Consider the following 25,979-nt stretch of genomic DNA (forward strand, 5'->3'; position numbering starts at 1 on the left):
AAGATTATCCCAACGACAATCTTTTTTCCTATGATTTCATAATCTACTCGTTTCATGATTATTCTTTTTATGTCCTGCAAGGTTTTTCAAACCTTGTAGGTATTTTTTATGTATAAGATTTGAAACCTACAAGGTTTCCAAAACCTTGCAGGTTCTGTAATTAATTATTGGTTCCGCCTTGTTTAGTTGCTTGTTTGATTAAATCAGAAATTGTTTTTCCTTTATCAGCACCAGTATTGTGAATTCTTCTGTTATAAACATCCTGCCAATCGATTAAAGGATATAGATTATTTTCTTTTGCCTGTTCGTCAAATAATTTTTGAAGTTCAGCCAGTTTTTCAGGATACTTTTTCGCCAGATTATTACGTTCGTTAAAATCTTCGTTTAGATTGTATAATTCCCAAACATCAGTATCAAAGTTGCTTGGAGCAGGTTTTTCGTTGCTTCCTAAAGATTTTTTTACTGCAAAAGAATCTGGCAAATGCGCCGCAGAAGCTTTCCATCCATCTTTATAAATGGCTCTGTTTCCGAAGATGTAGTAATACTGAACTTTGTGCAATGATTCCGCTTTCGGATTATCTATAGAAGCTTTGAATGTTGAACCTTGAATAATATCTTGTTTGATATTTCTAATGTATTCTGGCGCTTTAATGCCAACAATATCCAAAGTCGTTGGCAAAATATCTGTTACGTGGCTGTACTGATTTCTGATACCGCCTTTGTCTTTAATTCCGTTTGGATAAAAAACAATCAGCGGGTTGCGAGTTCCTCCTTCAGACTGAGCATCTTGTTTCCAGTTTTTGAAAGGAGCATTTGTTGCCTGAGCCCATCCCAAAGGGTAATTGGTATTTAAACCTTTAGCTGTTCCGATTTCGCCAATGTTGTTCAAATTGCTTTGGAAGTTTTCTTCGTCGGTTTTTCCTTGAGCAAATAAACTTTGGTTGATTGTTCCTTGTAGAGTCCCTTCTTTACTTGCACCGTTATCTCCAATGGCAACAAAGATTAAAGTATTATCAAGCTGTCCGCTTTGTTTTAAATAATCTACAACTCTTCCAATTTCATAATCTGTATACGTTAAGAATCCAGCGTAAACTTCCATGAATCTTGCGTATACTTTCTTTTGATCTGGTGATAATTTTTTCCATTCTGTAATTAAAGCGTTACGTTCTGGCAGAACGGCATTTTGAGGAATTACACCCAATTTCTTTTGGTTTGCCAATACTTTTTCGCGATAAACATCCCAGCCTTCATCAAATTTGCCTTTGTATGGCTCAACCCATTTTTCAGCTACTTGATGCGGTGCATGAACCGCCCCTGGAGCATAATACAAGAAAAATGGTTTTCCAGGAGCTGCTTTTTGCTGTTTCTGAATGTAACTGATTGCTTTGTCTGTGATTAATTCATTTAAATGGCGTCCGTCAGGTTTAATGTGAACTTGGTCTTCAACCAAATCAGGATTGTATTGGTCGGTTTGAGAGCCTAAGAATCCGTAAAAATGATCGAAACCTTTTCCCGTTGGCCATCTGTCAAACGGACCCGCATCTGTTGCGTCTTCATCTGGTGTAACACCATATTTTCCAACTGCAAACGTGTTGTAGCCATTGTCGCGTAAAATCTCTGCAATTGTTCCTTTATCTGCTGGGATTCTTCCGTCCCAACCTGGGAAACCAGCCGATAAAATAGTATGAGAAAATCCGCTTACGTGAACTCTTCCTGAATTTCTTCCAGTCAATAAAGCGGCACGGGTAGGAGCACAAATTGCTGTTGTATGGAAGTTTGTATAACGTAAACCATTATTTGCCAGATTATCAAAAGTAGGCGTATTGATTAAGCCTCCAAAAGCGCTTGAAGCTCCAAATCCAACGTCATCTAAAAGAATCCAAACAATGTTCGGAGCGCCTTTTGGTGCCGTTACAGGATCTGGCCAGTATTCTTTAGAATCAGCCAGAGTTTTTCCGATTGTACCCTTAAATTCTTGTTTGTCTTGTGCTATTCCCAATTGTGCAATCAGGACAGCAGTAATCAAAAGCCCCTTCTTAGAGCCTTTGATTGAGATGCTATTTTTTAAATTTTTCATTTTTTATAGTTTTTTTAGTTATATGGTTTTTAAATAATGGTTCCTATTTTTAAACACATAGAAACATAGATTTGTTTTCTGATAAAAGGCGTTTCACTTATTTCAATTCACATAGTAACTATGTGTGGAGAAACGAGTTTCTCTTTTACTTTTTTTATTAATAATTTAAAATCTATGTTTCCATGCGTTTAAATTTTTTAATATCCAGGGTTTTGTGGCAATCCATCAGGATTGATATTTCTTTCGCTTTGCGGAATCGGATACAGATTATTTCTTTCTGAAACTGAGTTTTTAGCTGTAACCTTTTTTACTTCAGTAACCAATGTTCCCCATCTTACCAAATCGTACCAGCGCTGTCCTTCCTGAACAAATTCTTTTTTGCGCTCTTCCTGAATTGCAGCTCTAAAAGACGTCTGGTTTAATCCCACTAAATCAACAGTCACATCTGGAGTTGTGATGGCCTTTCCAAAAGCTCTTCTTCGCACTTGATTAATCAATTCGTATGCTTCTGCAGTTGGACCTCCTTGTTCATTTATTGCTTCCGCTAAAGACAGAAGGATGTCCGCATAACGAATAACTGGAAAGTTGATCGCTACGTTTGAAGGTGTCGCCAGATTAGACAAATCCAAGTATTTTTTGAAAATAGGTTTTGGAAAAGTGTATAGCGTACCTGTCGCTGGATTAAGCAATTGTTTCGCATAACTTACATCTCTTCTTTTGTCTCCAGGTACATAGATGTCATAAAACAAAGCAACGTCTGAAATGATATCTGCTGGTTCTGTTGCTGTAAATCCAGTAAAAGAAGTGGCTTGAAAAGTACTTCCGCTTGATCCGTTTCCTGCTTGATTTGGTTCAAACTGAACAGAGAAAATATGCTCTTTTCCGTTCTTTTTTGTTTTAGTGAAAATATCTTGAAAATCTTCAAACAAAGCATATCCGTAACCTCCGTCAATTACTTCTCTAGCTTTTGCAATCGCGTTTGGCCAATCTTTTCTAGTCAGATACACTTTTGCCAAAATGGCTTTTGCTGCTCCTGATGTGGCACGTCCAGCATCTGCTGCCGTATAGGTTTTTGGAAGCGCTTCGGCATCTGTTAAATCTTTGATGATTTGGGTGTACACTTCCTCAACTGTAGAACGATTCGTTTTTAAATCTCCCAAATTGATAGATTTAGCTTCGTGCAAAACAATCGGGACTCCGCCCCAAAGACGAACTGCTTGAAAATAAAGCAATGCTCGGATGAATTTAGCTTCATTGATCAATCTGGTTTTGATCACTTCTGAACCTGAAACTTTCGGAATATTATCAATAGAAACATTTGCTCTGTTGATTCCGTTGTAAATTTGTCTCCATGCTACCTGAACACGATCATTGGTAGCATCGTGTGTTAAACTGCTCATGGCTCTAACTTGCGGGTTTGTAGCAGAAACTCCTGCAGCTGCGTAATCAGAACCCATATCGGTTAAGAAGTAAAGGTTTCGACCAAATAAACTTTGCTCACCTGGATCAAGGCTCAAAGAGGCATATACTGCAGTTACACTCGCTACTGCATCATCTTGAGTGATAAAGTAATTGTCTTCGGTTACGAAAGAGTTAGGTGTCACCTCAAGATCAGTGCACGATACCAATAGACTGGCACTTAAAAGGAATGTTATGATTATCTTTTTCATTATATATTTTTTTTTACTTAGAAAGTTACGTTCAAGCCCGAGATGAATGTTTTGGAGTTTGGATAAGAACCAAAGTCAATTCCCGGATATAAGTTGTTTTGTTCGTATGAACTTACCTCTGGATCATAGCCAGTGTATTTGGTCCATGTAATTAGGTTTTCTGCTGAGACGTAGATTTTTACGCTTTTTGTTCCCAGTTTTTTAGAAACACTTTTAGGTAAAGTGTATCCTAATGTGATTAATTTTAATCGTAAGAAAGAAGCATCTTCAACATAACGTTCAGAAACAATTCCTAAAGGAGAACTAGAAGCTCTCGGAATTTCATTACTCGGATTTGTTGGTGTCCATCGATCATTTAGAGTCGCCGCCGCATTGGTTCCAAGAGTAGAGATCTCCAATTGCTGATTTAAGGCATTAAAGATTTTTCCGCCATATGCACCTTGAAAAGAGAAATTTAAATCAAAATCATTGTATGAAACTGTATTACTGAAACTTCCAACAAATTTTGGTTGAGATGTGCCTAAATTGCCTTTGTCAAGAGCTGTAATTACGCCATCTCCGTTAGTATCAACATATTTTCTGTCTCCCACTTTTGTATTGGCCAAACTGTTGATTTTTGGCTGTGTATTTACTTCTTCCTGAGTCTGGAAAATTCCGTTGGTTCTATAACCCCAGAAAGTTCCTAATGGTAAACCTACTTTTACTGTGACAGGCTGCTGCTGCAATAAAGAACCGTTTGGCACTACTGGGAAAAACTGATCTACGCCATTTCCGATCTCAGTAACTTTATTTCGGTTAAGAGAAAATACAATATTGGAGTTCCAAGCGAAGTTTTCTGTTTTTATATTTTCCGTTGTTACACCAACTTCAAAACCTTTATTTTCAACTCCACCAATATTTTGAAGCACTGTGGCATAACCCGAACTCAATGGTACAGGAACGTTGATCAATAAATCTTTCGTCTTTTTATAATACACATCAAAAACAAAATTGATTCTTCGGTCTAATAATGATAAATCCAACCCAACATTATATTGATTTGTTTTTTCCCATTTCAAATCTGGGTTTGCCAATCGGGTAGGAGCTAAACCGGTATATAATGTTCCTCCAAAAGAATAATTTACAGATCCCATCGAAGCAAGAGGCAGGTAGTTTCCGATTTCTTGGTTTCCTGTCGTTCCAGCTGTAATTCTTAGTTTTGCTTCGGTTACGCCTTTAATATTGTTGGCAAATTCTTCGTCTGTAATATTCCATGAGAATCCAGCAGAAGGAAAGTAGCCCCAAAGTGATTCAGAACCAAATCTTGAAGAACCGTCTGCACGTCCAGAAAGTGTAAAGTTGTATTTTCCTTTATACGAATAATTGACTCTAGCCAGCCAAGATTTCAAAACACTTTCATAAGCTTCGCTGTATGGTTTTACCGCCACACCATCTTGAAGTGCATTGTAAGTATTGGCATCGTTAACAAAAGTCTGAGCTCCTGCATTTACAACTTCACCTTTTGTGTATTGAAGCGTATAACCTCCTAAAGCAGAGAATTTATGATTTTCGCCAAAATTGGTATTGTAGGTAAGCGTATTTTCATTCAAAACAGAACTTACTAATCTTTCTCCGATAGAGGCCAATCCTTTTGTACCTGCTCCAGTAGTGGTGTTTGAAGGCGCATAATAATTTTGTTTCGTATTTAAAACATCGCCGCTCACCGCAACTTTAGCCGTTAATTCTTTATTGAATTTATATTCGCCAAATAAGCTAGTCAGGATTCTGTTTAGCTTGGTCTCGTTCGTTGTATTTTCCAAATCATTAATTGGGTTCGGAACATAACCATTTACAGAAGTTGCGTAAGGATTGTTGGTTACGTTGTAACTTCCGTCTGCATTTTTAATAGGAACCACAGGAGCTGTCAAAACTACACTAACAAGTGGGTTTGGGTTTCTTCCTGCCGCCGCGCCTCCATTTGTACCAACACCATTTGCAATCGAATTGGTATAATTGGCATTTACGCCAAATTTGAATTTCTGAGAATAATTTCGTTCATAGTTGGCTCGTAGCGAAATACGTTTAAAATCAGATCCTAAAACAATACCATCCTGATCAAAGTATCCTGCAGAAATAGCATATCTAGATTTCTCGTCTCCGCCCGAAAAAGATAAATTATGATTTTGAACAGGTGCTGCCGTTACAAATGCTGCGGACTGCCAATCGTAGTTTCCAGAAGTCTTCAAAGCTTCGATCTGTGCAGGAGAAAAAGAAGGAGCCTGACCAATACTCGCCTGAACATCGTTTCTTAAACTTGCCCATTCGCTCGCATTCATCAATTTCAGTTTTTTGGAAATATTCTGGAATCCGAAATAGCCTTGGTAAGAAATATTATCTTGTCCTTTTGTTCCCTTTTTTGTCGTAATAATTACAACTCCATTGGCACCTCTAGAACCATAAATAGCTGTTGCTGAGGCATCCTTAAGAACTTCAATAGATTCGATGTCAGCAGGATTAATAGTAGAAAGCACATTGACACTCGCACCCGCATATGTTACTCCCGCGCTACTGTTATTGTTATCGTTGTAAATTAAGATTCCGTCAACAACATACAAAGGTTCATTACCAGCAGTAATCGAGTTTCCTCCGCGAATGCGAACGCTTGAAGAAGCGCCTGGACGTCCAGAACTTTGTGTAACTACAACTCCAGCAACTGCACCTCTTAATAGATTGTCTGCCGAAGAAGTAACCTGAGATAAGTTGGCTTTTGGAACCGAAGCTACCGAGCCTGTAATGTCTTTTCTTTTTTGAGTTCCGTAACCTACAACTACCAATTCGTCTAGTTCTTGGCGTTCTTCTTTAAGATTAATAATTACGGGATTTTTCTCAACAATTATTTCTAGTTTTTTATATCCGATGTAACTTACGATCAAGGTGTAAGGAAATTTCTGTCCTGTTTGAAAATAAAATTTTCCTTCGGCATCTGTCACAACGCCGTGGGTTGTACCTTTAATGGTAACCGAAGCACCAATTATAGGTTGATTTGTAATAGCATCAACGACAGTTCCATCTAGTTTTGATTGAATAAGTGGGGTGGTATTTTGGGCTTGTATTCCTGCCGTTATGAAGAGTAGAAACAGCAGTATGTGTATGTTTAACTTTTTTTTCATTTCTTTGTGTTGGTTTTAAGTAATTAACAAGACGCCCTGAGCACTGTTTATACAGCACTCTAAAAGTGTTCTTGATTTAGTGATAAATGTTCTTTAAGCCTTGCCATTTCTGTTGCCGCAGAAATGGCTTTTTTTATTTAAAGCAACAGGTTTGCATTGTTTTCATTTTAGTCTTTTTAATTGTTAGTTATTTAATTTGTAAATAAATAGGTATGGTTTCAAGAGCCTTGCCCAATACAATTGAATGCATTGGAGAGATTTCTTGGTTAAAATTCAATAAATATTTTTGGTGATATTTTTTATGTTTTGCTTCGATATGGATTCTAAAGGCAAACAAAGTAAGAGTAGATAATTAACAACAGAAACACATATAACAAATAGTGCTATAAGTGTATTTTTTAGGAAGAATGTAACGCGATATGCTTTCTGTTGTTTTCACAATAATAATTTTTATAGTTTGAAATACTGTTTTAAACTCTACTAATCCTATAGACAAAGTTAAATTTTATATAATAAAAACCAAAAGTTTGAGGAGTTTTTTTTGAAAAATATATGTTTGTAGAAGCGCTGTAAGAAGGACTTGTCTTGTTTGTCCCTTATTTTAAAAGGGATAGCAAAGAATTCTGTAATCAGATAAATGTTAAAATAAATTTTGTGCTTGGATTAAAATTGTAGTATTTTATACTTATTTTTCAACTCTAAAACAGCACTTTTAATAGACTTAAATGTTTACAAAAGCGTAAAAAGAGTCTTAAGAAACTCTTTTGACACGGATATCTGTAATCTAAATTTAAATTTCAAGTTGATTTTGAATAAATTAGAGTAATTTTATAGACTATAAAAGAAAAGTAAAATTTTTTAATCAACCTACGGATAAATACTTATATTTGTATTAAGTATTTTTACTTAGTTTTATAATTAAACGAAATGATAGAAGTAAAAGAAGCTTTAGAAATTGTCGCTGCAAACAGTTCAGTTTTGTCCACTCAGAAAATTTCTGTTCAAAAAGCGCTCGGATATGTTTTGGCAGAAACAATTTACTCGCCGATTTCAATGCCACCGTTTCGCCAATCGGCAATGGATGGTTATGCTTTTATTCATTCAAGAAGACATCAATTTGATGTGGTAGGAATTTCGCAGGCTGGCGATCATGCCAATGTAAAACTAAAAGAAAACCAAGCCGTACGCATATTTACAGGCGCATATATCCCTAATGACGCAGATACTGTTGTAATGCAGGAACATGTAATGGTAAATGGAGATTCAATTTTGATTGCAAAAATGCCAGAACCTTTTGCTAATGTTAGAAACAAAGGCGAACAGATTAGTGCAGAGGATGTTGTTTTTGATGCCAATACATTAATAACTCCAGCAGCAATTGGTTTTTTAGCTTGTTTAGGAATTACAGAAATAACAGTTTATAAAAAACCGAAAGTGGCTATTCTAGTGACGGGAAATGAGTTGGTAAAGCCAGGCAAGAAACTTTCTAAAGGGAAAATTTACGAAAGCAATTCTGTAATGCTACAAGCGGCTTTGCAGACCATCGGAATTAACAAAGTTAAAGTTCATACGGTGAAGGATAGTTTAAAAGCAACAAAAAAAGCACTGCAACCCATCCTTAAGAAGAATGATATTGTGCTAATATCTGGCGGAATTTCTGTGGGGGATTATGATTTTGTAAAAGAAGCTTTGCTGAAAAATGGAGTAGAAGAGCTTTTTTACAAGATTAATCAGAAACCTGGAAAACCAATGTTTTTTGGTTCTAAAAAAGATACTTTAGTTTTTGCGTTGCCAGGAAATCCAGCTTCTTCATTGACTAATTTTTATATTTATGTGTATCCTGCAGTCAAAAATAAAATGGGATTCTCGAATACGCATTTGCCAAAAATTGTTCGAAAATTAGAAAACGACATAGTCAATGACACAGGAAAAACACTTTTTTTGAAAGCATTATATAATGAAACAAGTGTTACCATTTTAGAAGGACAAGCTTCTTCCATGTTAAATTCTTTCGCTATCGCAAATGGTTTGGTAATTGTGCCACACGATACCGAAAGCATTACAAAAGGCACATCAGTAACTATCTTGCCCATTGATTAGGTTTTTAGAATAAAGATTAAAGAGAAAAGATTAAAGAGAAAAGATTAAAGAGAAAAGATTTTTTAAGATAAGTAGCAAAAGCGCAGTATAAATAAAAACATATATTGTTAAACTTGAAACTTTAAACCTGAAACAAAAAACAAAAAAACAAAAAAACAAAATGGCTCTCCTAAGTTCCGAAAATATACTATTATTCAGTTTTGCATTAATTATAATTGCATTTCTATATTCAAGCGTTGGGCATGGCGGAGCTTCTGGATATTTGGCTTTGATGAGCATTTTTGCTTTTCCGGTTTCGATTATGAAACCATCAGCTTTGTTGCTGAATTTGTTTGTATCGAGTATTTCGTTTTTGTTTTATTATAAAAATAATTATTTCAAACCCAAGCTGTTTTATCCGTTTGCTATTGCTTCGATTCCAGCAGCTTTTATAGGAGGTTTTATCACTTTAGATAATGCGATCTATAAAATAATTCTCGGAATTGTATTAGTTTTTGCAGCGTTGAGGTTGTTTGGAATATTTAATTTTAAAGAAAAAGAAGAGGTAAAAATAAACCTTCCGTTTGCTTTGGCCATTGGTTTTGCGATAGGATTATTATCTGGAATGTTGGGAATTGGCGGTGGAATTATCTTAAGTCCGATCCTGTTATTTTTAGGATGGGCGTCAGTAAAAGAATCGGCTGCGATTTCGAGTTTATTCATTTTTGTGAATTCATTTGCCGGAATGTTGGGATTCTTTTTAGGAGGAAAAACAATTCCGATGGAAAGTTTTTATCTCGTTCCGATTGCAGTTGTGGGAGGAATGCTGGGAGGATTTTACGGAAGCGGTTCTTTCTCCAACAGAACATTAAAAATGGTATTAGGAACGGTGATTTTAATGGCAAGCGTGAAATTGATTTTTCCTTGAAAATAAAGTGAATTTAACCGCAAAGTACGCAAAGATTTACGCAAAGCACGCAAAGCTTTGCGAACTTAATATTAAAGGTAGCAATGAGCAAAAAAACTTAGCGCACTTTGCGGTAAAAAACTCATCGCAACCTGAAACAAGGAAAACTTGAAACAAAAAGACCATGGAAACACTAACAGTATTTATTCTTTGCGGAGGAAAAAGCACTAGAATGCAATCAGAAAAAGGATTGGTATCGTTTCAGGATAAACCATTTATAGAACATATTATTCAAGCGGTTTTACCAATAACAGATCATATTAAACTAATTACTGGATCAAAAGAATATGATTATCTGCCCTATGAGAAAATACCAGATTTAGTGTTAGACAAAGGCCCGCTTGGTGGAATTTACACAGCATTATCATATTCTGAAACCGAATTCAATCTGATTTTGAGTTGTGATATTCCGTTAATTTCGACTGAATTATTGCAAGAATTAATTTCAAAACATACAAGTGAGGCTGGAATTACAGTTTTTGCATCCGAAAGCAAAACCCATCCATTAATTGGGATTTATTCAAAAAATATTGTTTCTGTTATAAAAGAAGCGATCGATTCTGATGAGCTTAAAGTGATGGATCTGCTGGCCAAATTGCCGCATCAGATTATCAATATAGAAGAAAGTGAAAACTATCATTTGACGAATATTAATTCGGCAGACGAATTAAATGATCTGAATATCAATTTAACATAAAGACTATGCGAGATTTAAAAACACCCAAATTGACTATTGTAGGTGCAGGGCCAGGCGACGTTGAATTGATTACGCTAAAAGCAATTAAAGTTTTAAAAAGTGCCGATGTCGTTTTGTACGATGCTCTGGTAAATGAAGATTTATTGGAATATGCACCAAATGCAGAAATTGTTTTTGTTGGAAAACGTTTGGGATGCCATGCTTATACGCAAGATCAGATTAACGATTTGATTGTTTCTATGGCAAGAACTCATGGGCATGTGGTTCGCTTAAAAGGCGGTGATCCGTTTGTTTTTGGAAGAGGAAGTGAAGAAATCGAATTTGCTGAAGATTTCGGAATTGAAACGGCTATTGTCCCTGGAATTTCATCTGCTTTAGGAGTTCCCGCTTCGGTTGGAATTAGTTTGACGCAGCGTAAAGTAGCAGAGAGTTTCTGGGTTATTACAGGAACAACTTCAGACCATAAATTGTCAAAAGACATTCAATTGGCTTCGAAATCGGCAGCAACCGTTGTTATTTTAATGGGAATGCATAAATTGGACGAAATCATTTCGATTTATCAAGAAAACAGAAATGATGATTTGCCAGTTGCCATTATTCAAAACGGAACGAAAAATTCAGAGCAAAAAGTAATTGGAACTATCAATACAATCACTAAATTGGTATCTGAAAAAAACATATCATCGCCGGCAATTATCGTTATCGGTGAAGTCGTTAGAACTACATCAAGTTGGATTTCGTATTTTCAGGAACACTTTGATGACGAATTTATTTTTCAAAATTTAAATTTATAAAAATGATTGAGGTTAAATATTTTGGAGCTGTCGCTGAAAAAACAAAATGTGAATTCGAAACATTATCTTTTTCAGAACAATGTTCGTTGCAAAAATTATTACAGGATTTAAACGAAAAATACGAGTTTGAATCACTGACTTTCAGCGTTGCAGTCAATCAAAAAATGGTTTCCAAAACTTCAGATTACACTTTACAGACTAGCGATATTGTAGCATTATTGCCGCCATTCGCAGGAGGATAAAAACATGATTCATGAGTTCATTAACCCGATATAACAGACAAATTATACTTCCTGAGATAGGAGAGGAAGGTCAGGAAAAATTATCCAGATCAAAAGTTTTAGTAATTGGCGCAGGAGGTTTGGGCGCTGCGATTTTGCCATATTTGGCTTCTGCAGGAGTGGGAGAAATTGGAATTGTAGATCATGATGTTATCGAAATTTCTAATCTTCAAAGACAAGTAATTTACAAAACTGAAGCTATCGGAAAATCAAAAGCAAAGGAAGCCAAAGCAATGATTGCTGAATTGAATCCTTTAGTTAAAGTAAAAGCAATTTCTGAAAAGTTATCTGGAAGAAATGCCATTTCATTATTTGAAAAATATGACATTATAGTTGATGCAACAGATAATATCGCGATCAAATATTTAATAAACGATGCCTGTCTGGTAACTGATAAACCAATGGTTTACGGATCAATTTTCAGGTTTCAAGGACAAGTTTCGGTATTCAATTATAAAAATGGACCAACTTACAGATGTCTATATCCCGAAGAAAATTTAAACGCGGCAAATTGTGAAGAAGCTGGAGTGCTTGGCGTTTCAGTTGGGATTATCGGAATGCTTCAAGCCAATGAAGTTTTAAAAATGATTCTCGGAATCGGAGCAATTTTAAGCGGAAAAATATTGGTTTATAATACGCTGAATAACGAACAGCAAAAGTACGATTTCGAAAAAAATGATTTTCAAACCATCACCAGAGAAGCATTCGAAGAAAAATACAATAAATGTGAAGTGGAGGAAATAAGTTTTGAATCGGTTTTGAATGAAATGGATAACGATGAAGTTCTTTTTCTCGATGTTCGAAATGTAGATGAATCGCCAAAAATCAGTTTAAAAAATCAAATTCAGATTCCGTTAATGCATTTGGAAAGTAAGTTAGAAAAACTGGATAAAAAACAAACCATTTACATTTTCTGCCAATCTGGAATTAGAAGTAAAATTGCATTCGAGTTGCTTCAAAAGCATCGATTTAAAAATATAAAAAGCATTGCTGGTGGGGCTTTAGCAATGCGAAATTTATTAGAAGAAAAAAAGGATAGCCACGAATTCACGAATTTTATTTTTTAAAATCTATCCGTAAAGTATTGAATTAATTTGTCAAATGTAATTGCACAAATTATCACGTTATAATTCGTGCATTCGTGGCTAAAAAAAATATATAAAAAATGAGTAAAAATGTATTTGTAGAAGGACCGATTTCTCCCGAATTTATTGCCGAATCGATTGCCAAACATCAATCAAAACATACTATTGGGGCACATAATATCTTTTTAGGGCAAGTCCGTGCAGATGTTATTCACGACAATACAGTCGTTGCCATTGATTATTCGGCGTATAAAGACATGGCGAATGAAGCGTTATATGCAATTCGTGAAAAAGCTTTCGCCAAATTTGATTTGACCTGTATGCATATTTATCATAGTTTGGGCGTGGTAAAAGCAGGCGAAATCTGTTTGTTTGTTTTTGTGTCGGCAACACGTCGCAAACAAGTTTATGAAGCCACAGAAGCTATCGTAAATTGGATCAAAACCGATGTTCCGATTTTTGGCAAAGAAATGTTTGAAAACGATACATTTACATGGAAACAAAATAGTTAATGGTAGATATTACACATAAAATAAGCACTTTAAGAGTCGCAACCGCAGCCGCAATTGTCAAAGTCAGCAAACAAGAAACAATTGATGCTGTTGTCAATAATTTGGTGCCAAAAGGAAACGTGTTTGAAATGGCAAAAACGGCCGGATTATTTGCTGTAAAAAACACCCATTTATCCATTCCAGATTGTCATCCGCTTCCAATTGAATTTACTTCAGTCGAATATCAAATTGAAGGATTAGAGATTCATATTATTTTCAAAGTAAAAACCGTTTACAAAACAGGAGTTGAGGTTGAAGCGATGCACGGCGCATCTATCGTAGCGTTGACCATGTATGACATGCTGAAACCAATTGATAAAGAAATTGAGATTTCAACAATTAAATTAATTAATAAAGAAGGCGGAAAATCTTCTTTCAAAAATAAGTTTCCGAATGCTATAAAAGCGGCGGTTTTTGTTTGTTCAGACTCGATTTTTGCTGGCGATAAAGAAGATCGTTCAGGAAAAACAATTGTAGAAAAATTAGAATCATACGGAGTTGAAACTTCGCATTACGAAATCATTCCAGATGAATTGGACGTTATTCAAATGAAAACAAAAGCTTACGCTAAAGAAAATCACTTGGTGATCTTTACGGGCGGAACTGGTTTATCGCCAAGAGATGTAACACCTGAAGCTTTAGAGCCGATTTTAGAAAGCAGAATTCCAGGAATTGAAGAAGCAATTCGAAATTACGGTCAGCAAAGAATGCCGTATGCGATGCTTTCTAGAAGTGTTGCAGGAACTTTGGGGAATAGTCTAGTTTTAGCGCTACCAGGCTCAACAAACGGAGTGAGAGAGTCTATGGATGCTGTATTTCCGCACGTAATGCACGTTTTTCATATTTTAAAAGGAAAAAATCATGACAGCCTCTAACACTATTTTGACGGATGGTTTTGGGCGCAAGCACAATTATCTGCGCATTTCGCTGCTGGAAAAATGCAACCTGCGTTGTACGTACTGCATGCCAGCGGATGGGATCGCGCTTTCTCCAAAAGCCAGTTTAATGACTGGAGATGAGATTTTTGCAATTGCTCAGACTTTCGTAAAAAATGGTGTTGACAAAATTAGATTAACAGGCGGAGAACCTTTATTGAGAAAGGACTTTCCCGAAATTGTTTCTAAATTATCAACGTTAAACATTTCACTTTCTATAACGACAAACGGAATTTTAATTGATCGTCATATAGACGTCTTAAAGCAATTTAATGTCAAAAAAATTAATTTGAGTTTAGATACTTTGGTGGCCTCTAAATTTGCCTCTATAACGCTTCGAAATCAGTTTGAGAAAGTGATTGATAATTTGCATTTGCTTTTGAATTATGATTTTGAGGTAAAAGTGAATGTAGTCTTGATTAAAGGTTTTAATGAAAACGAAATTGTCGATTTTGTAAAACTGACTCAGTTTCTGCCAATCTCAGTTCGTTTTATCGAGTTTATGCCTTTTGCAGGAAATGAGTGGGACAGAAGTAAAATGGTGTCACAGAACGAGATTTTATCTTTAGTAGAAACTCAATTTTTATCGGATCAAATTCAAAAACTGGAAGATGAAAAAAACTTCACTTCGAGAAATTATAAAATTAAAGGCTTTCAAGGCGATTTCGGAATTATCAGTTCTATTACAAATCCGTTTTGCGACAGCTGCAACCGCATCCGCTTGACGGCTGACGGAAAAATAAAAAACTGCCTTTTCTCGAATTCAGAAACCGATTTGCTGACCGCTTTTCGAAATGGCAAATCCATCACTGAATTGATTGCAGAATCGATTCAAAATAAGAAGAAAGTCCGCGCTGGAATGTCTACCGTTAATGAAATTGATGATCCGACACTTCATTCAGATAATCGCAGTATGATTGCTATTGGAGGGTAGGAGTTTGGAGAGAAACTTTGTCAAAGTTTTAAACTTTGACAAACTAGAGTCAAAAAAAAGGTTCAACTCCTAAAGTCAAACCTTTCTTATAACTATTTTTTCTTTTTAGCTTTAGCTTTTTTCTGAGCCTTAGCTTTCTTTTCAAGTTTCTTGGCTTTCGCTTTTGCTTTTTCTTTTTTAGCCTTTTCTTTTTTCTTTTCAGCTGCTTTTAGTTTTGCTTTTTTAGCTTTTTCTAATTTTTTAATAACAGCTTTAATCGCTTTTTCTCTTTTCTTTTCTTTTTCTTTTTTGGCTTTAAGTTTAGCTTTCAGCTTTGATTTTATATCGTTTTTTTCTTTACCAATTTTTTCAACCGTTACAACTGGCTTGTTTTCTTCAAAAGGTACTGGACTATCATCAGTTTTGATTTCTACGATTTCAGAAACGATAGGTTCTGTTTTTGCAGGTGCTGTTGCTGCTTTTTTCACAGTCGCAGACGGAGTCGCTTTTGAAGCTGCTCTTATAGGAGTTTTTGCTGCTGGTTTTACAGTAGCTGTAGGAGCTTTTGTAGCTGTTGATTTTGTCGCTGCAGTTTTCGCAGTTGGAGTCTTCGTAGCTGATGGTTTTACAGCCGTTCTTGTGGTTCTTCTAATGGTCGTTTTAGTTTCTGGCTGTATTTCTGTAGTGCTTTCTACAGCTGTTTCTGCAGGAATATCGGTAACTTTTTCAGCAGAAGGTGGTGTTGTTCTTTTTATCATAACGGTATTTTTTATTGAGTAATAGATGTTAACCAAATGATTATAAAGCTTTTGAAGTGTTCAGCTTTACCATAAATTTTTAGTTAAGCTAAATATACGCAATTTTTGAATACATAAATAATAGAACTTATTAATTTACAACCGTTTCCAAAATCCTGAAATTACTTTTTGGCGCTTCGCAAAGAGAACAGCAATAGGTTTCCGGCAGATTTTCAAATAAAATGCCTTTTGGAATTCCTTGCGTTTCATCTCCGTATTCCGAATTGTATTGCGTTAAGCATTCCTGACATTGGTAAATATCCTGTTGCGGTTTTTCTTTTTTCTGCGGTTTTTCACTTGTTTCTGAAGTCGAATTTCCAAGTTCCTCAAAATATTTTCGGCTTAATTCTATTAAAATCGTTGGCAGTTCGAGTTTGTCAATATCTTGCGAATGCACAATGTATTCACGCGTATTGGGGTCGAAGTTCTTTGCGAACAAAACATTGTAGGTATCCCTAATTTTAATGGATTCTAAAGCTGTGGGAAGTTCATTTTTTTCGATGACAATAGAAGTAAAATAATGTCCGTTGCGATTGTATTCTGAAATTCCGAAATTCAGTCCATATGTGCTGATGTCAAATTGGTCTAAAGTTCGAACCAAGAAGGTTTTAAGATTCAAAGCCCATTCCATTGCAACGGGTAAATGCCAATTGAGTTCTAATAAAGAATGACGAACGTTGATTCCTCTTTTTCCTAAGAATTTTTCCCATTCTAATTTTCGGTCCTTTGGAATTCCTTTTATAATGAAAGATTTCCAAGGCGTGATACAGATTTTCCCGATTTTGCACTCAAAACACAAATTGCACATTTCTTTCAAGAAATCTAAATCGTAAAGATTGTTTCGCCAATACAATCCCAACCAATATTGATCAATTCCCATTCTGTTCATTCCCTCGTAATATGGAAATGGATAAAACGGAAAGTTTAACGGTTTGTCAATCGTTCTATTATTGGTGTCTAAAGCTTCGCTGACCAAAGCAAAAAGCGTTTCAATATCGGCTGAATCTTCTTCTGCAATTTTCTCAATTTCGTAATAAATCTTAGCCAAATCCCAGCTGTAAAGCAAAACAGGATAAACCTCCATTTTTTCCCATTTCGGAAGACGGATATACAAATACCAATAATCTTCGTGTTCTGAGGCTATAAAATTCAAATGTCCTGTAAACAAAGGAACCAATTGCTGTTTGGGATCGGTTATATTGACTTTTAGTTTTGGCTGTTCTTTAAATTCTTCCAAAATATATAAAAAACGGTTTCCAGTAAGCCAGTTGGTATTTCTGAAAATATCGGTCGAAACATAAGACGAAACAATATTATTCCCGCTTTTTTGGTCTGGATAAACAAAATGAAACTTGCCGAAATCTTCTTTGTCAAAATCCTTAAAACCTTTTGGAAAAATAATATCCTGTCTCGATCCAAATGAAATTGAATCTAAACCTTGATCCATTGCCATGTTTACAATTTCTCTAAGTTCACCTGGCGATATTACGCCTCCTTTTACTATTAATCTTGTTAGTTCCATTTTTTTTAGTTTTCAGTCTCAGTTTTCAGTCTCAGTTTTCAGTCTCGGTCTAGTATTCACTGAAAACTGAGACTGCGACTGTAAACTTATTTACACTTCGCCAATATCTCTTTAACCTCTGTTTTACAGCTTCCGCATCCTAAACCTGCGCCTGTGTTTTTGCATAATTCGGTAAAATCATTTACACCGCTTTTAATGGTTTCTTCAATGTTTCCAGCACCAACCTGACTGCAAGAACAGACTAATTTTCCTAAAACCGGCTTTGCGTTTGAGCTTCCTCTTAAAAGCGTATTTCGCTTGTCTGATAATTCGATTTTGCTTTCGATCATCGTTTTAAATTCGGCAAACTCGTTTTTATCGCCCATTAAAATGGCTCCGACCAAAAGATCATCTTTTACAATGCATTTTTTGTAATAACGTTTTTTCAAATCGGCAAAAACAATTTCTTCGTACGAATCGTCATTTTCTGGAATTGTAATATCTCCAATGCTGCAAAGGTTAATGTCTTCTAATTTCAGAATATTCATTAGGATAGAGCCTTTGTAATAACTGCTGATGTCGCCTGCTAAAAAGTTAGCCAGAATATCTGCCTGTTCTTCAGCGGCAGAAGTGATTCCGAATAATTTATTATCAAATTCAGCAATTTCTCCAATCGCAAAAATATCTGGATTTGAAGTCTGTAAATATTGATTTACTTTAACTCCGCGTCCACATGAAAGTCCACTTTCGCGTGCAATTTCGATATTCGGAATAGTTCCAATTGTATAAACTATGGCATTGGCCGTTATGATTTTACCGCTCTTTAAAGCAATTTCAATTTCGTTGGGATTATCAGTTTCAAAAACAGTGCTGACTTCATTATCAAAATAAATCTGAATATCGCGAAGCTGAACTTCTTCGGCTAATAATTTGCTTGAAATTCGGTCTAACTGACGTTCCATCAAGCGGGAAGCGCGCTGAATAATCGTAGTTTTTACTTTTTTATGTTTTAAGGCGGCTGCCAATTCTAATCCTAATAAACCACCGCCAATAATGACGACATGCTGTTCTTCTGGAGAAAGATTGGTGTTGTCTAAATGTTTTTTCAAACGATCAGCATCTTCTTTTCTTCGAACGGTAAATCGGCCAGGAAGATGCAGCTGTGCATTTTCAGGAATAAACGGACGGCTTCCTGTTGCAAGAATCAAAGAATCGAAAGTATGAATTTCGCCTTGGCTGTCTAGAATTGTTTTTTGTTTCGCATCTATTTTATCAATAGAAACTCCCGCTTTCATAGTAATTTTTAGCTTATTGAAAGTTTCTCCGTCTTTTACTTTTAAAAGCTGTTCCCAACTGAATTCTCCAGTCATGTATTCGGGAAGCAAAACGCGATTGTAAAACGGATTTACTTCATTTGAAAAAACAATGATTTCATCGGTTGTATTGAACTCTCGATAGTTTTGAATGAATCGGAAAGATGCTGCGCCTGCGCCAACAATAGCAATTTTCTGAAATGGTTTTACATATTTTTTAATCGAAACGGTTGTGAACTTAAAATCAGGTTCTTTTGAAACTGGATCGACAACGGTATTGGTTAAGTTATTAGTTCTATTCAAATCATTTTCAAGCTGTTTTCCCCAATGCATCGGCAGGAAAACTACTTTTTCTTTGATCGAATCGGTAACTTTTGCTTTTACGCGAACTTCTCCATTTTTGCTTGCAACGACCACAATGTCACCATTTTTGATATCGTTTTTAAATGCATCAATTGGATTTATTTCTAAAACTGGACTTGGAATATGCGTTAATAATCGAGATACTTTTCCAGTCTTAGTCATCGTATGCCATTGATCGCGAATTCTTCCTGTGGTTAAAATAAAAGGAAATTCATCATTTGGTTGCACCGACGTATTTTCAATCGAAACAGGCAGATTAAAAATCGCTTTTCCAGAAGGCGTATAGAATTTTTTATCGGTAAATAATCTTGGAGTTCCCGGATGATTGTAATCTGGAACAGGCCACTGAAAAGTGCCTTCGGTTTTTAAACGATTATAATTTAAGAATGAAATATCAATATTGGTATTTTTGGTAAGTGCACAATGTTCTTTGTAGATTTCTTCGGCGCTGTTGAAATTAAAGCCGTTGAAATTCATTTTTTTAGCAAAACGAATCAAGATTTCAATATCAGGAAGTGCTTCTCCAGGCGCATTGATTCCTTTAGGCAGATAAGAAATACGACGCTCCGAGTTGGTCATGGTTCCTTCTTTTTCTAACCAGCCCGCGGCAGGCAATAATAAATCGGCAAATTTGGCGGTATCGGCATTATGAGAAATATCCTGAACGACAACGAATTTGGCATTTTGAAGCGCTTTTTCCGCTCTTCTCGATTCAGGCAAACTTACTAATGGATTCGTGCAGATGATCCAAACGGCTTTCATTTTTCCAGATTCTAAAGCTTCAAACATTTCGGTAGCTGTTAAACCTGGTTTATCTGAAATCTCGTCAACACCCCAAAAATCGGCAACTTCTTTGCGATGCACTGGATTTGCGATTTCTTTATGAGCAGCCAAAAGCGTTGCCATTCCACCTACTTCACGTCCGCCCATTGCGTTCGGCTGTCCCGTTAATGAAAATGGTCCAGAACCCGGCTTTCCAACTTGTCCCGTCAATAAAGATAAATTCAGCAACGCCGTATTTTTATCAACGCCAACAGCGCTTTGGTTTAATCCCATTGCCCAAAGTGAAATAAATCCTTTGGCTTTGCCAATAATATCTGCGGCAAGTTTGATGTCATTCACAGAAATGCCGCAAAGTTTAGACGCTTTTTCAAGTGAAGTTCCTAAGACTAAATCTTTATATGGTTTGAAATTTTCAGCGTGATTTTTAACGAAATCATGATCTACATACCCTTTTTCGATAATGCGTTTGGCAATAGCATGATACAAAATAATGTCAGAACCCGGAATAATCTGTAAATGCAAATCGGCGAAAGCGGCAGTATCGGTTCTTCTTGGGTCTATGCAGATTATTTTAGTTTTCGGGTTTTTCTCTTTGTGTTTTTCTAAACGTCTAAATAGAATAGGGTGGCACCAAGCTGGATTTGCCCCTGTAATTAAAAATGTATCGGCCAATTCGATATCATCATAAGCAATTGGAACAGAATCTTCACCAAAAGTCTTTTTATAACCCACAACTGCAGAACTCATGCAGAGTCTGGAATTGGTATCGATATTATTCGTTTTCAGAAATCCTTTAACAAGTTTATTGACTAAGTAATATTCTTCGGTTAGACATTGACCAGAAATATAAAATCCGACGCTGTCTGGCCCATGTTTTTTTATGATGGAGGAAAAAACCGCCGCCGCTCGATTAAGAGCGGTATCCCAATTAACGCGTTCTAACGGATAATTTTTACTGCCGCGCATTTCTGGATATAAAATTCTATCAGAAGTATCATTCACTACGTAATGCAGGTTCATTCCTTTAGAACACAGCATTCCTTTGTTTACTGGGTGGTCTTTGTCGCCCTCGACCATTATGCCATTTTTAGCATCATTGGTTACGATTATGCCGCAGCCAACGCCGCAGTAGGAACAGGTAGTTTTGATCTTCGTAGTTTGCATTTATTGTTCTATTTAGAGATCTACTTTTAGTTAATGGTCTGACTTTGCAAAAGTACTTACGCAAAAATAAGTATTTTTACGTATTAATACGTATTTTTTAGATTTATTTTTTTACTTTTGATTGAAATAAATGAGGAACAACCAATTAGTTTTTATTTGTTAAAAATTAGAACTCATGAAAGAAGAACAAGCTGTATGTTATTCCTGTACAAATGAGAATTGTTTCATAAAGAAACACCTGCATTTGGAGCAGATGACGGCTTATATCGCTAAAAAACAAAGTATTGTTTGTAAAAAATCGGATCGGTTTATTACGGAAGGAGCGCCTTTGCAAGGACTTTATTTTATCTGTAAAGGAAAAGCTAAAACAGTAAAAACTGGAATAAATGGTCGCGAACAAATTGTTCGATTAACGAAAAACGGTGATATAGTTGGTTTTCGCGGATTTGGAACGAGTAAGAAATACTTAATCGGAGCTTATGCGCTTGAAGATACGGTTTTGTGTAATTTCAGTAACGAAACCATGCGCGAAATTTTACAGCATGTTCCGGAGTTTACCTACACTCTTATGCTTTTTTATGCCGAAGAATTAAATAAAAGTGAAAACAATATTCGTAAAATCGCTCATATGAATGTCCGAGAGCGTGTGATTGATTTACTGCTTTATATTCATCGCAAATTTGGACAAAGAAACGGTTTGATTGATATTGAGCTTTCGAGAAAAGAAATCGCTGATTTTGCCGGAACTACAGAAGAACAGGCCATTCGAGTTTTATCAAGCCTAAAAAAAGAATCATTGATAAAAACAGAAGGAAAACGTGTTGGGATTTTGGAAGTTTCAGTTTTGCGAGCTGAAATTATGGAACATAAGTATTTTTAAAAAAGGGGCAAAGTTACAAAGGGACAAAGTTACAAAGGTTTTTTTGTAGTAATACATAATACTACTACTTGCTTTGATTGTGCAAAATTCTTTCGAGTAGATAAACTCGATTTTTTACACCTTCTTTATTTCGAATCGGATTATACAAAGAAGAATTTTTAAGCATTGCAATTAAGGTTAATTTTTCTTTTTCATTAAGTTCTTCGATGTTTTTATTAAAGAAAAATTTTGAGGCACTTTTTATTCCAATTTTTCGATATCCAAAATCATAGTGTACTAAGATAAATTTAAGGCATTCATTTTGAGTGAAATCCTTTTTTATTTTTAGATAGTATAGAGATTTTGTTAATGAATATCCATGTCTGTATGGGCCAGGACCAATACTGTTCACCGCATCTTGGCAGGGGCAATTATGTTCTTTTAGCTTTCTAAATATTTTATTATGTATATCAATAATGGATTTGAAATCTTCTTTCTTCGCATCTTTTATTTCATATGTAAGATTAACAAATTCTTTATTCTTATAAATTGGATTGAAGTCGCTTAGTAAATAACCAATTATGACTATTAAAAAGACGAGTAAATAAAAGAATATTTTCAGGGATTTTTTTACCATAAAAAAGATGTTTCCGTAGAGACGCACTGCAGTGCGCCTTTTCCGCACGCGTCTCTACGTCGTAATTTTATTTTTTCCTTCCCACAAATCGAATTACAGAACCTGTTCCGTTATGGAATAAACCTTCGCTGAGTTCGATTTCTTTTTCTTCCAATTCGATGATTTCGTAATTTGAAAAATCGGCTTTGATTTCTTCTATCGAAAATAAAGATTCGATGTCTTTTGGCCCGCCGACTTTTTCATTTTTGGTTACATATTCTAAATGCTTTTTGCTGAAAGCTTCAAATATAATAATACCGTTTTTGCGTAAAAGTTGATCAAGCTGTTTGTGAATTTCCGATTTAATTTCAGCTGGAAAATGCGCGTAAATCAATGCAATTGCATCAAATTGTTCTGCTTCGAAATCTAGAGTTTCTAATTCGCCAACTTGATAGTCAATTGAAACATCATTTGCTTCTGCAAGTTTCAAAGCTTTGTTTCTTCCTTCTTCGCTAATATCAAAGGCAGAAACTTTCCAGCCTAATTTTGCAGCAAAAATGGCATTTCGCCCTTCGCCTTCAGCAGGAAAAAGAATAGAGGCAGGGCTTAATTTTTCAAGTTGCTCTCTTAAGTAATTGTTGGGTTCTTCGCCGTATGCGAATTCTTCGCTTTTATAACGGTCGTCCCAACGCTGAGTCCAGTTGTCCATGGTTTATATATTGAATTTAATTATTAAAGGTTTATGGTCACTGTGCAAAGTCCAATCATTGTAAGCACCGACTTCCACACTTTCTAAAACTTCGACAAAATCATTTGAAGCAAAGCAATAATCAAGATGATAGGGTTTGTTTTCATGACGATACAAATACCAAGTTGGATGTTCTTCTTTGCCATGAATTTGATTGAAGTATTTATGATAAGTGCTAAAAATTTTCTTTTCGGCTAATTTGTTTACTACGGATGTATGATTTCCTTCGCGACGTGGTCTGTCCCAAATAGTATTGCTGTTGAAATCGCCAATTAAAATGGTTTTGGTTTCTTTGATTAGATTTTCGTAATAATTAATCGCTTTCCAAATCTGAGTAACATAAGCGCCATCTTTGTCTGCAGGATTATTTGCCCAAATGGCGAATAGCATAAAATCAGTTTTTCCGCCAGTAACAGCTATTGGTAGGATATTTTTAAAATCTGGATTATGGCAATCGAGTAGTTGAAAACGATAATCACTATAAGAAAAAACACCAACTCCTTTATGCGGATTTGTGCCGTACCAAAGAATATCGTTTGGTGTTTGTATTTCGGTTGGGAATTTTAATTTTTCAGGACTTTCACACTCAGAAATTACAACAATATCAGGATTGTGAGCTAGAATAAATTCTGCTTTTTTTCTGAATGCCATGTTGCAATTCCAAGCGATGATTTTCATTTGAAGCTAAATTATTTCTCACTCAAATATAATGATTAAGGAGAAGAATATTTTTGTGATTTATCAAAAAAAAATACCCTTCTTCTAAAAATAGAAAAAGGGCAGTTTATATATTTAGATTTCTTTAATCTTAGCCAACAAATTTTGTTTCACCACTATTTATGTCAATTTCAGCAAAATTATGTTTTCCGATCACGATAAGCAGTTTGTTTGAGTTGTAACCAACATACCTAATTTCAGGTTCTCCTTTTTTAGGTTTTCCGCAGATAGAAATTACATTGGTTTGCCATTTCAATTTTTTTCTTTTGTAGGCAGAAATGGTTTGTAAATCATTTTCAACATAATAAACCATGTTGTTTTTTTTGATTCCTCTTTTTTGCGTTTTAGCAAAATTAATTTCTGAGTTTTTCGAAATTAAGGCATCATCGTATTTTTGGGCAATACCTGTTTGCGTGACAATAAAAGTCAGCAATGACAATTTTAGAAATGGTTTCATTAGGATAGAATTGGGGGTTCATAATCACTTCAAATATAATTAATTAAACATATAATCCACATTATTTTGAAATAAAAAAATACCCTTTTCCAGAAATAGGAAAAGGGTAAAAATTATGAGTTTATTTTTAAGAAAAATTATTTTTTCCAGCTAAAAATTCTAGGATTAACAGAAATCATTAGCCAAGCCCAATTGTTGGTATGATTTGCTTCTCCATTTTTGATAAATTCCATTGTTTTAGAACCAAACATTTGAGAATAACCGCCTGTTACAGTGATGTCTTTTTTGAAATTATAACCAAAACTGGCGTCAATTTCAGTTCCCAAATACGACTCTAATTTTTCATTTGCAGGTGTAACAACGTCAGCTGCTGCTAAAAATACATGTGGCATCAAAGCAAACTGCCATTTGTTTATATTGTAATTCAATTTTATAAAAGCATCTTGCAAACCAACATTGTTTAAGTGATTTCCAACATAGAAATAATCCATGTAACCGTTAAATCCGTGGTTGGTTCCAAAAATGGGGTTGAAAGATTTAATTACGGTACTGCCGTCATTTGAAGCTTTTCCAGATAAAAATTCATATCCTAAACCTGCTTTAAATGATTCAGTAATGTTGTAATTAAAATTTGCGGCTGCATTCCAAGCGCTCACTTGCAGATCAGTACTTTTTCCTGTTTGTCCATATACCCAAAAGTTACTATCTATTTTACTTGTTTTGTAAGTTAGATAAGGGCCAAAAGTCTGTTTGTAATCAACCAAAAGTTTTGCATCTGCGTTTGCATATTCGTAACCCGTGTTAAGCAGCAAGAAACTTAAACCTAAATCAGTGCTAAATTGGTTGTGATACCAAGCATATTGCATAGCTTTATAATTGGCCACTGTATAAGGAGTTTGAACTACATTTTCAGCAGTTGAATTATAGGCACCCCCAAAATCTAATCTTTGTTTTTCGGTCTGATAAGTTATGGTAAGGGCATCGTGGCTTTGAGCTTGCTGCGCCCAGTCCATTTCGCCTAAAATGCGCTGATTGTCGTAAGAAAGAACCTGACGCCCTATTTTAGCGCTCCATTTTTCTGTAAAATTATATTGCGCCCAAGCTTCAAAAACTGCTACTCCATTTTTATCGGCAACGGTTGCAGTAGGAACATCGCCCCACGTTCTGGTATTTTGAAAAGTTAATTTTACGATTAAATCATCTTGTTTGAAATTAATATTTAGACGAGAACGTTGCGAGATCTGGGAAGTTCCTTTTTGTCCTTCTGGCAGCAAAGTTTTGTAACCGTTGCGATATTCAAAACGTGGCCTAATTTGCAGATTTACGTCTAATTCTTGCGCTTGTAAGGTAGCGCTAGCTCCTAGAAGTAACAGGAAAATAATTCTGATTTGTTTCATGGGTGATATTTTTTCAGGCGTAAATTTATAAGAAAAAGCCATCTTTTTCTATGATTGAGGCCATAT

Annotated in this window: 21 protein-coding genes; 10 read left to right on the plus strand and 11 right to left on the minus strand. The window is 35.4% G+C overall.

Annotated elements, in window-relative coordinates:
• Window positions 1-160 precede the first annotated feature (160 nt).
• The 3 genes from GR162_RS11650 to GR162_RS11660 all read right to left on the minus strand — a co-directional run bounded on the left by GR162_RS11650 (window position 161) and on the right by GR162_RS11660 (window position 6,896).
• A complete protein-coding gene (locus GR162_RS11650; protein WP_160782289.1) occupies window positions 161-2,077 on the minus strand; it encodes an arylsulfatase in 1,917 nt (638 codons plus the stop codon).
• Window positions 2,078-2,274: 197 nt separating this feature from the next.
• Window positions 2,275-3,747: a RagB/SusD family nutrient uptake outer membrane protein gene (locus GR162_RS11655; RefSeq protein WP_160782290.1), complete on the minus strand. Its 1,473-nt coding sequence runs from the start codon at window positions 3,745-3,747 to the stop codon at window positions 2,275-2,277.
• 17 nt (window positions 3,748-3,764) lie between these two features.
• The gene (locus GR162_RS11660) at window positions 3,765-6,896 is read right to left on the minus strand and encodes a TonB-dependent receptor (RefSeq protein ID WP_160782291.1); all 3,132 of its coding nucleotides are present in this window, start codon (window positions 6,894-6,896) and stop codon (window positions 3,765-3,767) included.
• 927 nt (window positions 6,897-7,823) lie between these two features.
• Here GR162_RS11660 and glp point away from each other — a divergent pair.
• The 9 genes from glp to moaA all read left to right on the plus strand — a co-directional run bounded on the left by glp (window position 7,824) and on the right by moaA (window position 15,219).
• A complete protein-coding gene (gene glp / locus GR162_RS11665) occupies window positions 7,824-8,996 on the plus strand; it encodes a gephyrin-like molybdotransferase Glp (protein ID WP_160782292.1) in 1,173 nt (390 codons plus the stop codon).
• A gap of 160 nt (window positions 8,997-9,156) precedes the next feature.
• A complete protein-coding gene (locus GR162_RS11670; protein ID WP_160782293.1) occupies window positions 9,157-9,903 on the plus strand; it encodes a sulfite exporter TauE/SafE family protein in 747 nt (248 codons plus the stop codon).
• Between the two features lie 163 nt (window positions 9,904-10,066).
• Complete coding sequence (locus GR162_RS11675) at window positions 10,067-10,639, plus strand: molybdenum cofactor guanylyltransferase (RefSeq protein WP_160782294.1); 573 nt, start codon at window positions 10,067-10,069, stop codon at window positions 10,637-10,639.
• Between the two features lie 5 nt (window positions 10,640-10,644).
• Window positions 10,645-11,433: a uroporphyrinogen-III C-methyltransferase gene (gene cobA / locus GR162_RS11680; RefSeq protein ID WP_160782295.1), complete on the plus strand. Its 789-nt coding sequence runs from the start codon at window positions 10,645-10,647 to the stop codon at window positions 11,431-11,433.
• A 2-nt stretch (window positions 11,434-11,435) separates the two neighbouring features.
• Window positions 11,436-11,675 (plus strand): MoaD/ThiS family protein, encoded by a 240-nt coding sequence (locus tag GR162_RS11685; RefSeq protein ID WP_160782296.1) that lies wholly within the window; start codon window positions 11,436-11,438, stop codon window positions 11,673-11,675.
• A gap of 11 nt (window positions 11,676-11,686) precedes the next feature.
• Window positions 11,687-12,781, plus strand: a complete 1,095-nt coding sequence (moeB, locus tag GR162_RS11690; RefSeq protein WP_160782297.1) for a HesA/MoeB/ThiF family protein — start codon at window positions 11,687-11,689, stop codon at window positions 12,779-12,781.
• A 98-nt stretch (window positions 12,782-12,879) separates the two neighbouring features.
• The gene (locus tag GR162_RS11695; RefSeq protein WP_008468715.1) at window positions 12,880-13,311 is read left to right on the plus strand and encodes a molybdenum cofactor biosynthesis protein MoaE; all 432 of its coding nucleotides are present in this window, start codon (window positions 12,880-12,882) and stop codon (window positions 13,309-13,311) included.
• A complete protein-coding gene (gene moaCB / locus GR162_RS11700; protein WP_160782298.1) occupies window positions 13,311-14,225 on the plus strand; it encodes a bifunctional molybdenum cofactor biosynthesis protein MoaC/MoaB in 915 nt (304 codons plus the stop codon). Before GR162_RS11695 ends, moaCB begins: the two co-directional genes overlap by 1 nt.
• Complete coding sequence (moaA, locus tag GR162_RS11705; RefSeq protein WP_160782299.1) at window positions 14,212-15,219, plus strand: GTP 3',8-cyclase MoaA; 1,008 nt, start codon at window positions 14,212-14,214, stop codon at window positions 15,217-15,219. The genes moaCB and moaA overlap by 14 nt, the downstream gene beginning before the upstream one ends.
• Before the next feature lie 92 nt (window positions 15,220-15,311).
• Here moaA and GR162_RS11710 read toward each other — a convergent pair whose 3' ends face one another.
• From GR162_RS11710 to GR162_RS11720, 3 genes are all read right to left on the minus strand, one after another.
• Window positions 15,312-15,956, minus strand: coding sequence for a hypothetical protein (locus GR162_RS11710; protein ID WP_160782300.1), 645 nt, complete (start codon window positions 15,954-15,956; stop codon window positions 15,312-15,314).
• 130 nt (window positions 15,957-16,086) lie between these two features.
• Window positions 16,087-17,517: a rubredoxin gene (locus GR162_RS11715; RefSeq protein WP_160782301.1), complete on the minus strand. Its 1,431-nt coding sequence runs from the start codon at window positions 17,515-17,517 to the stop codon at window positions 16,087-16,089.
• Window positions 17,518-17,603: 86 nt separating this feature from the next.
• Window positions 17,604-21,119, minus strand: a complete 3,516-nt coding sequence (locus GR162_RS11720) for a nitrate reductase (protein ID WP_160782302.1) — start codon at window positions 21,117-21,119, stop codon at window positions 17,604-17,606.
• Window positions 21,120-21,294: 175 nt separating this feature from the next.
• On the opposite strand from GR162_RS11720, the gene GR162_RS11725 reads away from it, so the two are divergent.
• Entirely contained in the window at window positions 21,295-21,999 is a 705-nt protein-coding gene (locus tag GR162_RS11725; protein WP_160782303.1) for a Crp/Fnr family transcriptional regulator, read from the plus strand.
• Between the two features lie 64 nt (window positions 22,000-22,063).
• Here GR162_RS11725 and GR162_RS11730 read toward each other — a convergent pair whose 3' ends face one another.
• From GR162_RS11730 to GR162_RS11750, 5 genes are all read right to left on the minus strand, one after another.
• Entirely contained in the window at window positions 22,064-22,615 is a 552-nt protein-coding gene (locus GR162_RS11730) for a transglycosylase domain-containing protein (protein WP_160782304.1), read from the minus strand.
• Between the two features lie 67 nt (window positions 22,616-22,682).
• Window positions 22,683-23,303: a bifunctional 2-polyprenyl-6-hydroxyphenol methylase/3-demethylubiquinol 3-O-methyltransferase UbiG gene (locus GR162_RS11735; RefSeq protein ID WP_160782305.1), complete on the minus strand. Its 621-nt coding sequence runs from the start codon at window positions 23,301-23,303 to the stop codon at window positions 22,683-22,685.
• Between the two features lie 3 nt (window positions 23,304-23,306).
• On the minus strand, window positions 23,307-24,020 hold the full coding sequence (locus GR162_RS11740) for an endonuclease/exonuclease/phosphatase family protein (RefSeq protein WP_160782306.1): 714 nt from the start codon (window positions 24,018-24,020) through the stop codon (window positions 23,307-23,309).
• Between the two features lie 130 nt (window positions 24,021-24,150).
• Complete coding sequence (locus tag GR162_RS11745) at window positions 24,151-24,516, minus strand: hypothetical protein (protein ID WP_160782307.1); 366 nt, start codon at window positions 24,514-24,516, stop codon at window positions 24,151-24,153.
• Between the two features lie 137 nt (window positions 24,517-24,653).
• Entirely contained in the window at window positions 24,654-25,913 is a 1,260-nt protein-coding gene (locus GR162_RS11750; protein ID WP_160782308.1) for an alginate export family protein, read from the minus strand.
• Window positions 25,914-25,979: the final 66 nt, after the last annotated feature.

Origin of the sequence: Flavobacterium sp. HBTb2-11-1 (genome assembly GCF_009826975.1) — a bacterium.
Taxonomy (GTDB): domain Bacteria; phylum Bacteroidota; class Bacteroidia; order Flavobacteriales; family Flavobacteriaceae; genus Flavobacterium.

Bases quoted from the DNA above. Each gene is read 5' to 3' on its own strand.
- GR162_RS11650 (WP_160782289.1), bottom strand. From the start codon at position 2,077: ATGAAAAATTTAAAAAATAGCATCTCAATCAAAGGCTCTAAGAAGGGG.
- GR162_RS11655 (WP_160782290.1), bottom strand. From the start codon at position 3,747: ATGAAAAAGATAATCATAACATTCCTTTTAAGTGCCAGTCTATTGGTA.
- GR162_RS11660 (WP_160782291.1), bottom strand. From the start codon at position 6,896: ATGAAAAAAAAGTTAAACATACACATACTGCTGTTTCTACTCTTCATA.
- glp (WP_160782292.1), top strand. From the start codon at position 7,824: ATGATAGAAGTAAAAGAAGCTTTAGAAATTGTCGCTGCAAACAGTTCA.
- GR162_RS11670 (WP_160782293.1), top strand. From the start codon at position 9,157: ATGGCTCTCCTAAGTTCCGAAAATATACTATTATTCAGTTTTGCATTA.
- GR162_RS11675 (WP_160782294.1), top strand. From the start codon at position 10,067: ATGGAAACACTAACAGTATTTATTCTTTGCGGAGGAAAAAGCACTAGA.
- cobA (WP_160782295.1), top strand. From the start codon at position 10,645: ATGCGAGATTTAAAAACACCCAAATTGACTATTGTAGGTGCAGGGCCA.
- GR162_RS11685 (WP_160782296.1), top strand. From the start codon at position 11,436: ATGATTGAGGTTAAATATTTTGGAGCTGTCGCTGAAAAAACAAAATGT.
- moeB (WP_160782297.1), top strand. From the start codon at position 11,687: ATGAGTTCATTAACCCGATATAACAGACAAATTATACTTCCTGAGATA.
- GR162_RS11695 (WP_008468715.1), top strand. From the start codon at position 12,880: ATGAGTAAAAATGTATTTGTAGAAGGACCGATTTCTCCCGAATTTATT.
- moaCB (WP_160782298.1), top strand. From the start codon at position 13,311: ATGGTAGATATTACACATAAAATAAGCACTTTAAGAGTCGCAACCGCA.
- moaA (WP_160782299.1), top strand. From the start codon at position 14,212: ATGACAGCCTCTAACACTATTTTGACGGATGGTTTTGGGCGCAAGCAC.
- GR162_RS11710 (WP_160782300.1), bottom strand. From the start codon at position 15,956: ATGATAAAAAGAACAACACCACCTTCTGCTGAAAAAGTTACCGATATT.
- GR162_RS11715 (WP_160782301.1), bottom strand. From the start codon at position 17,517: ATGGAACTAACAAGATTAATAGTAAAAGGAGGCGTAATATCGCCAGGT.
- GR162_RS11720 (WP_160782302.1), bottom strand. From the start codon at position 21,119: ATGCAAACTACGAAGATCAAAACTACCTGTTCCTACTGCGGCGTTGGC.
- GR162_RS11725 (WP_160782303.1), top strand. From the start codon at position 21,295: ATGAAAGAAGAACAAGCTGTATGTTATTCCTGTACAAATGAGAATTGT.
- GR162_RS11730 (WP_160782304.1), bottom strand. From the start codon at position 22,615: ATGGTAAAAAAATCCCTGAAAATATTCTTTTATTTACTCGTCTTTTTA.
- GR162_RS11735 (WP_160782305.1), bottom strand. From the start codon at position 23,303: ATGGACAACTGGACTCAGCGTTGGGACGACCGTTATAAAAGCGAAGAA.
- GR162_RS11740 (WP_160782306.1), bottom strand. From the start codon at position 24,020: ATGAAAATCATCGCTTGGAATTGCAACATGGCATTCAGAAAAAAAGCA.
- GR162_RS11745 (WP_160782307.1), bottom strand. From the start codon at position 24,516: ATGAAACCATTTCTAAAATTGTCATTGCTGACTTTTATTGTCACGCAA.
- GR162_RS11750 (WP_160782308.1), bottom strand. From the start codon at position 25,913: ATGAAACAAATCAGAATTATTTTCCTGTTACTTCTAGGAGCTAGCGCT.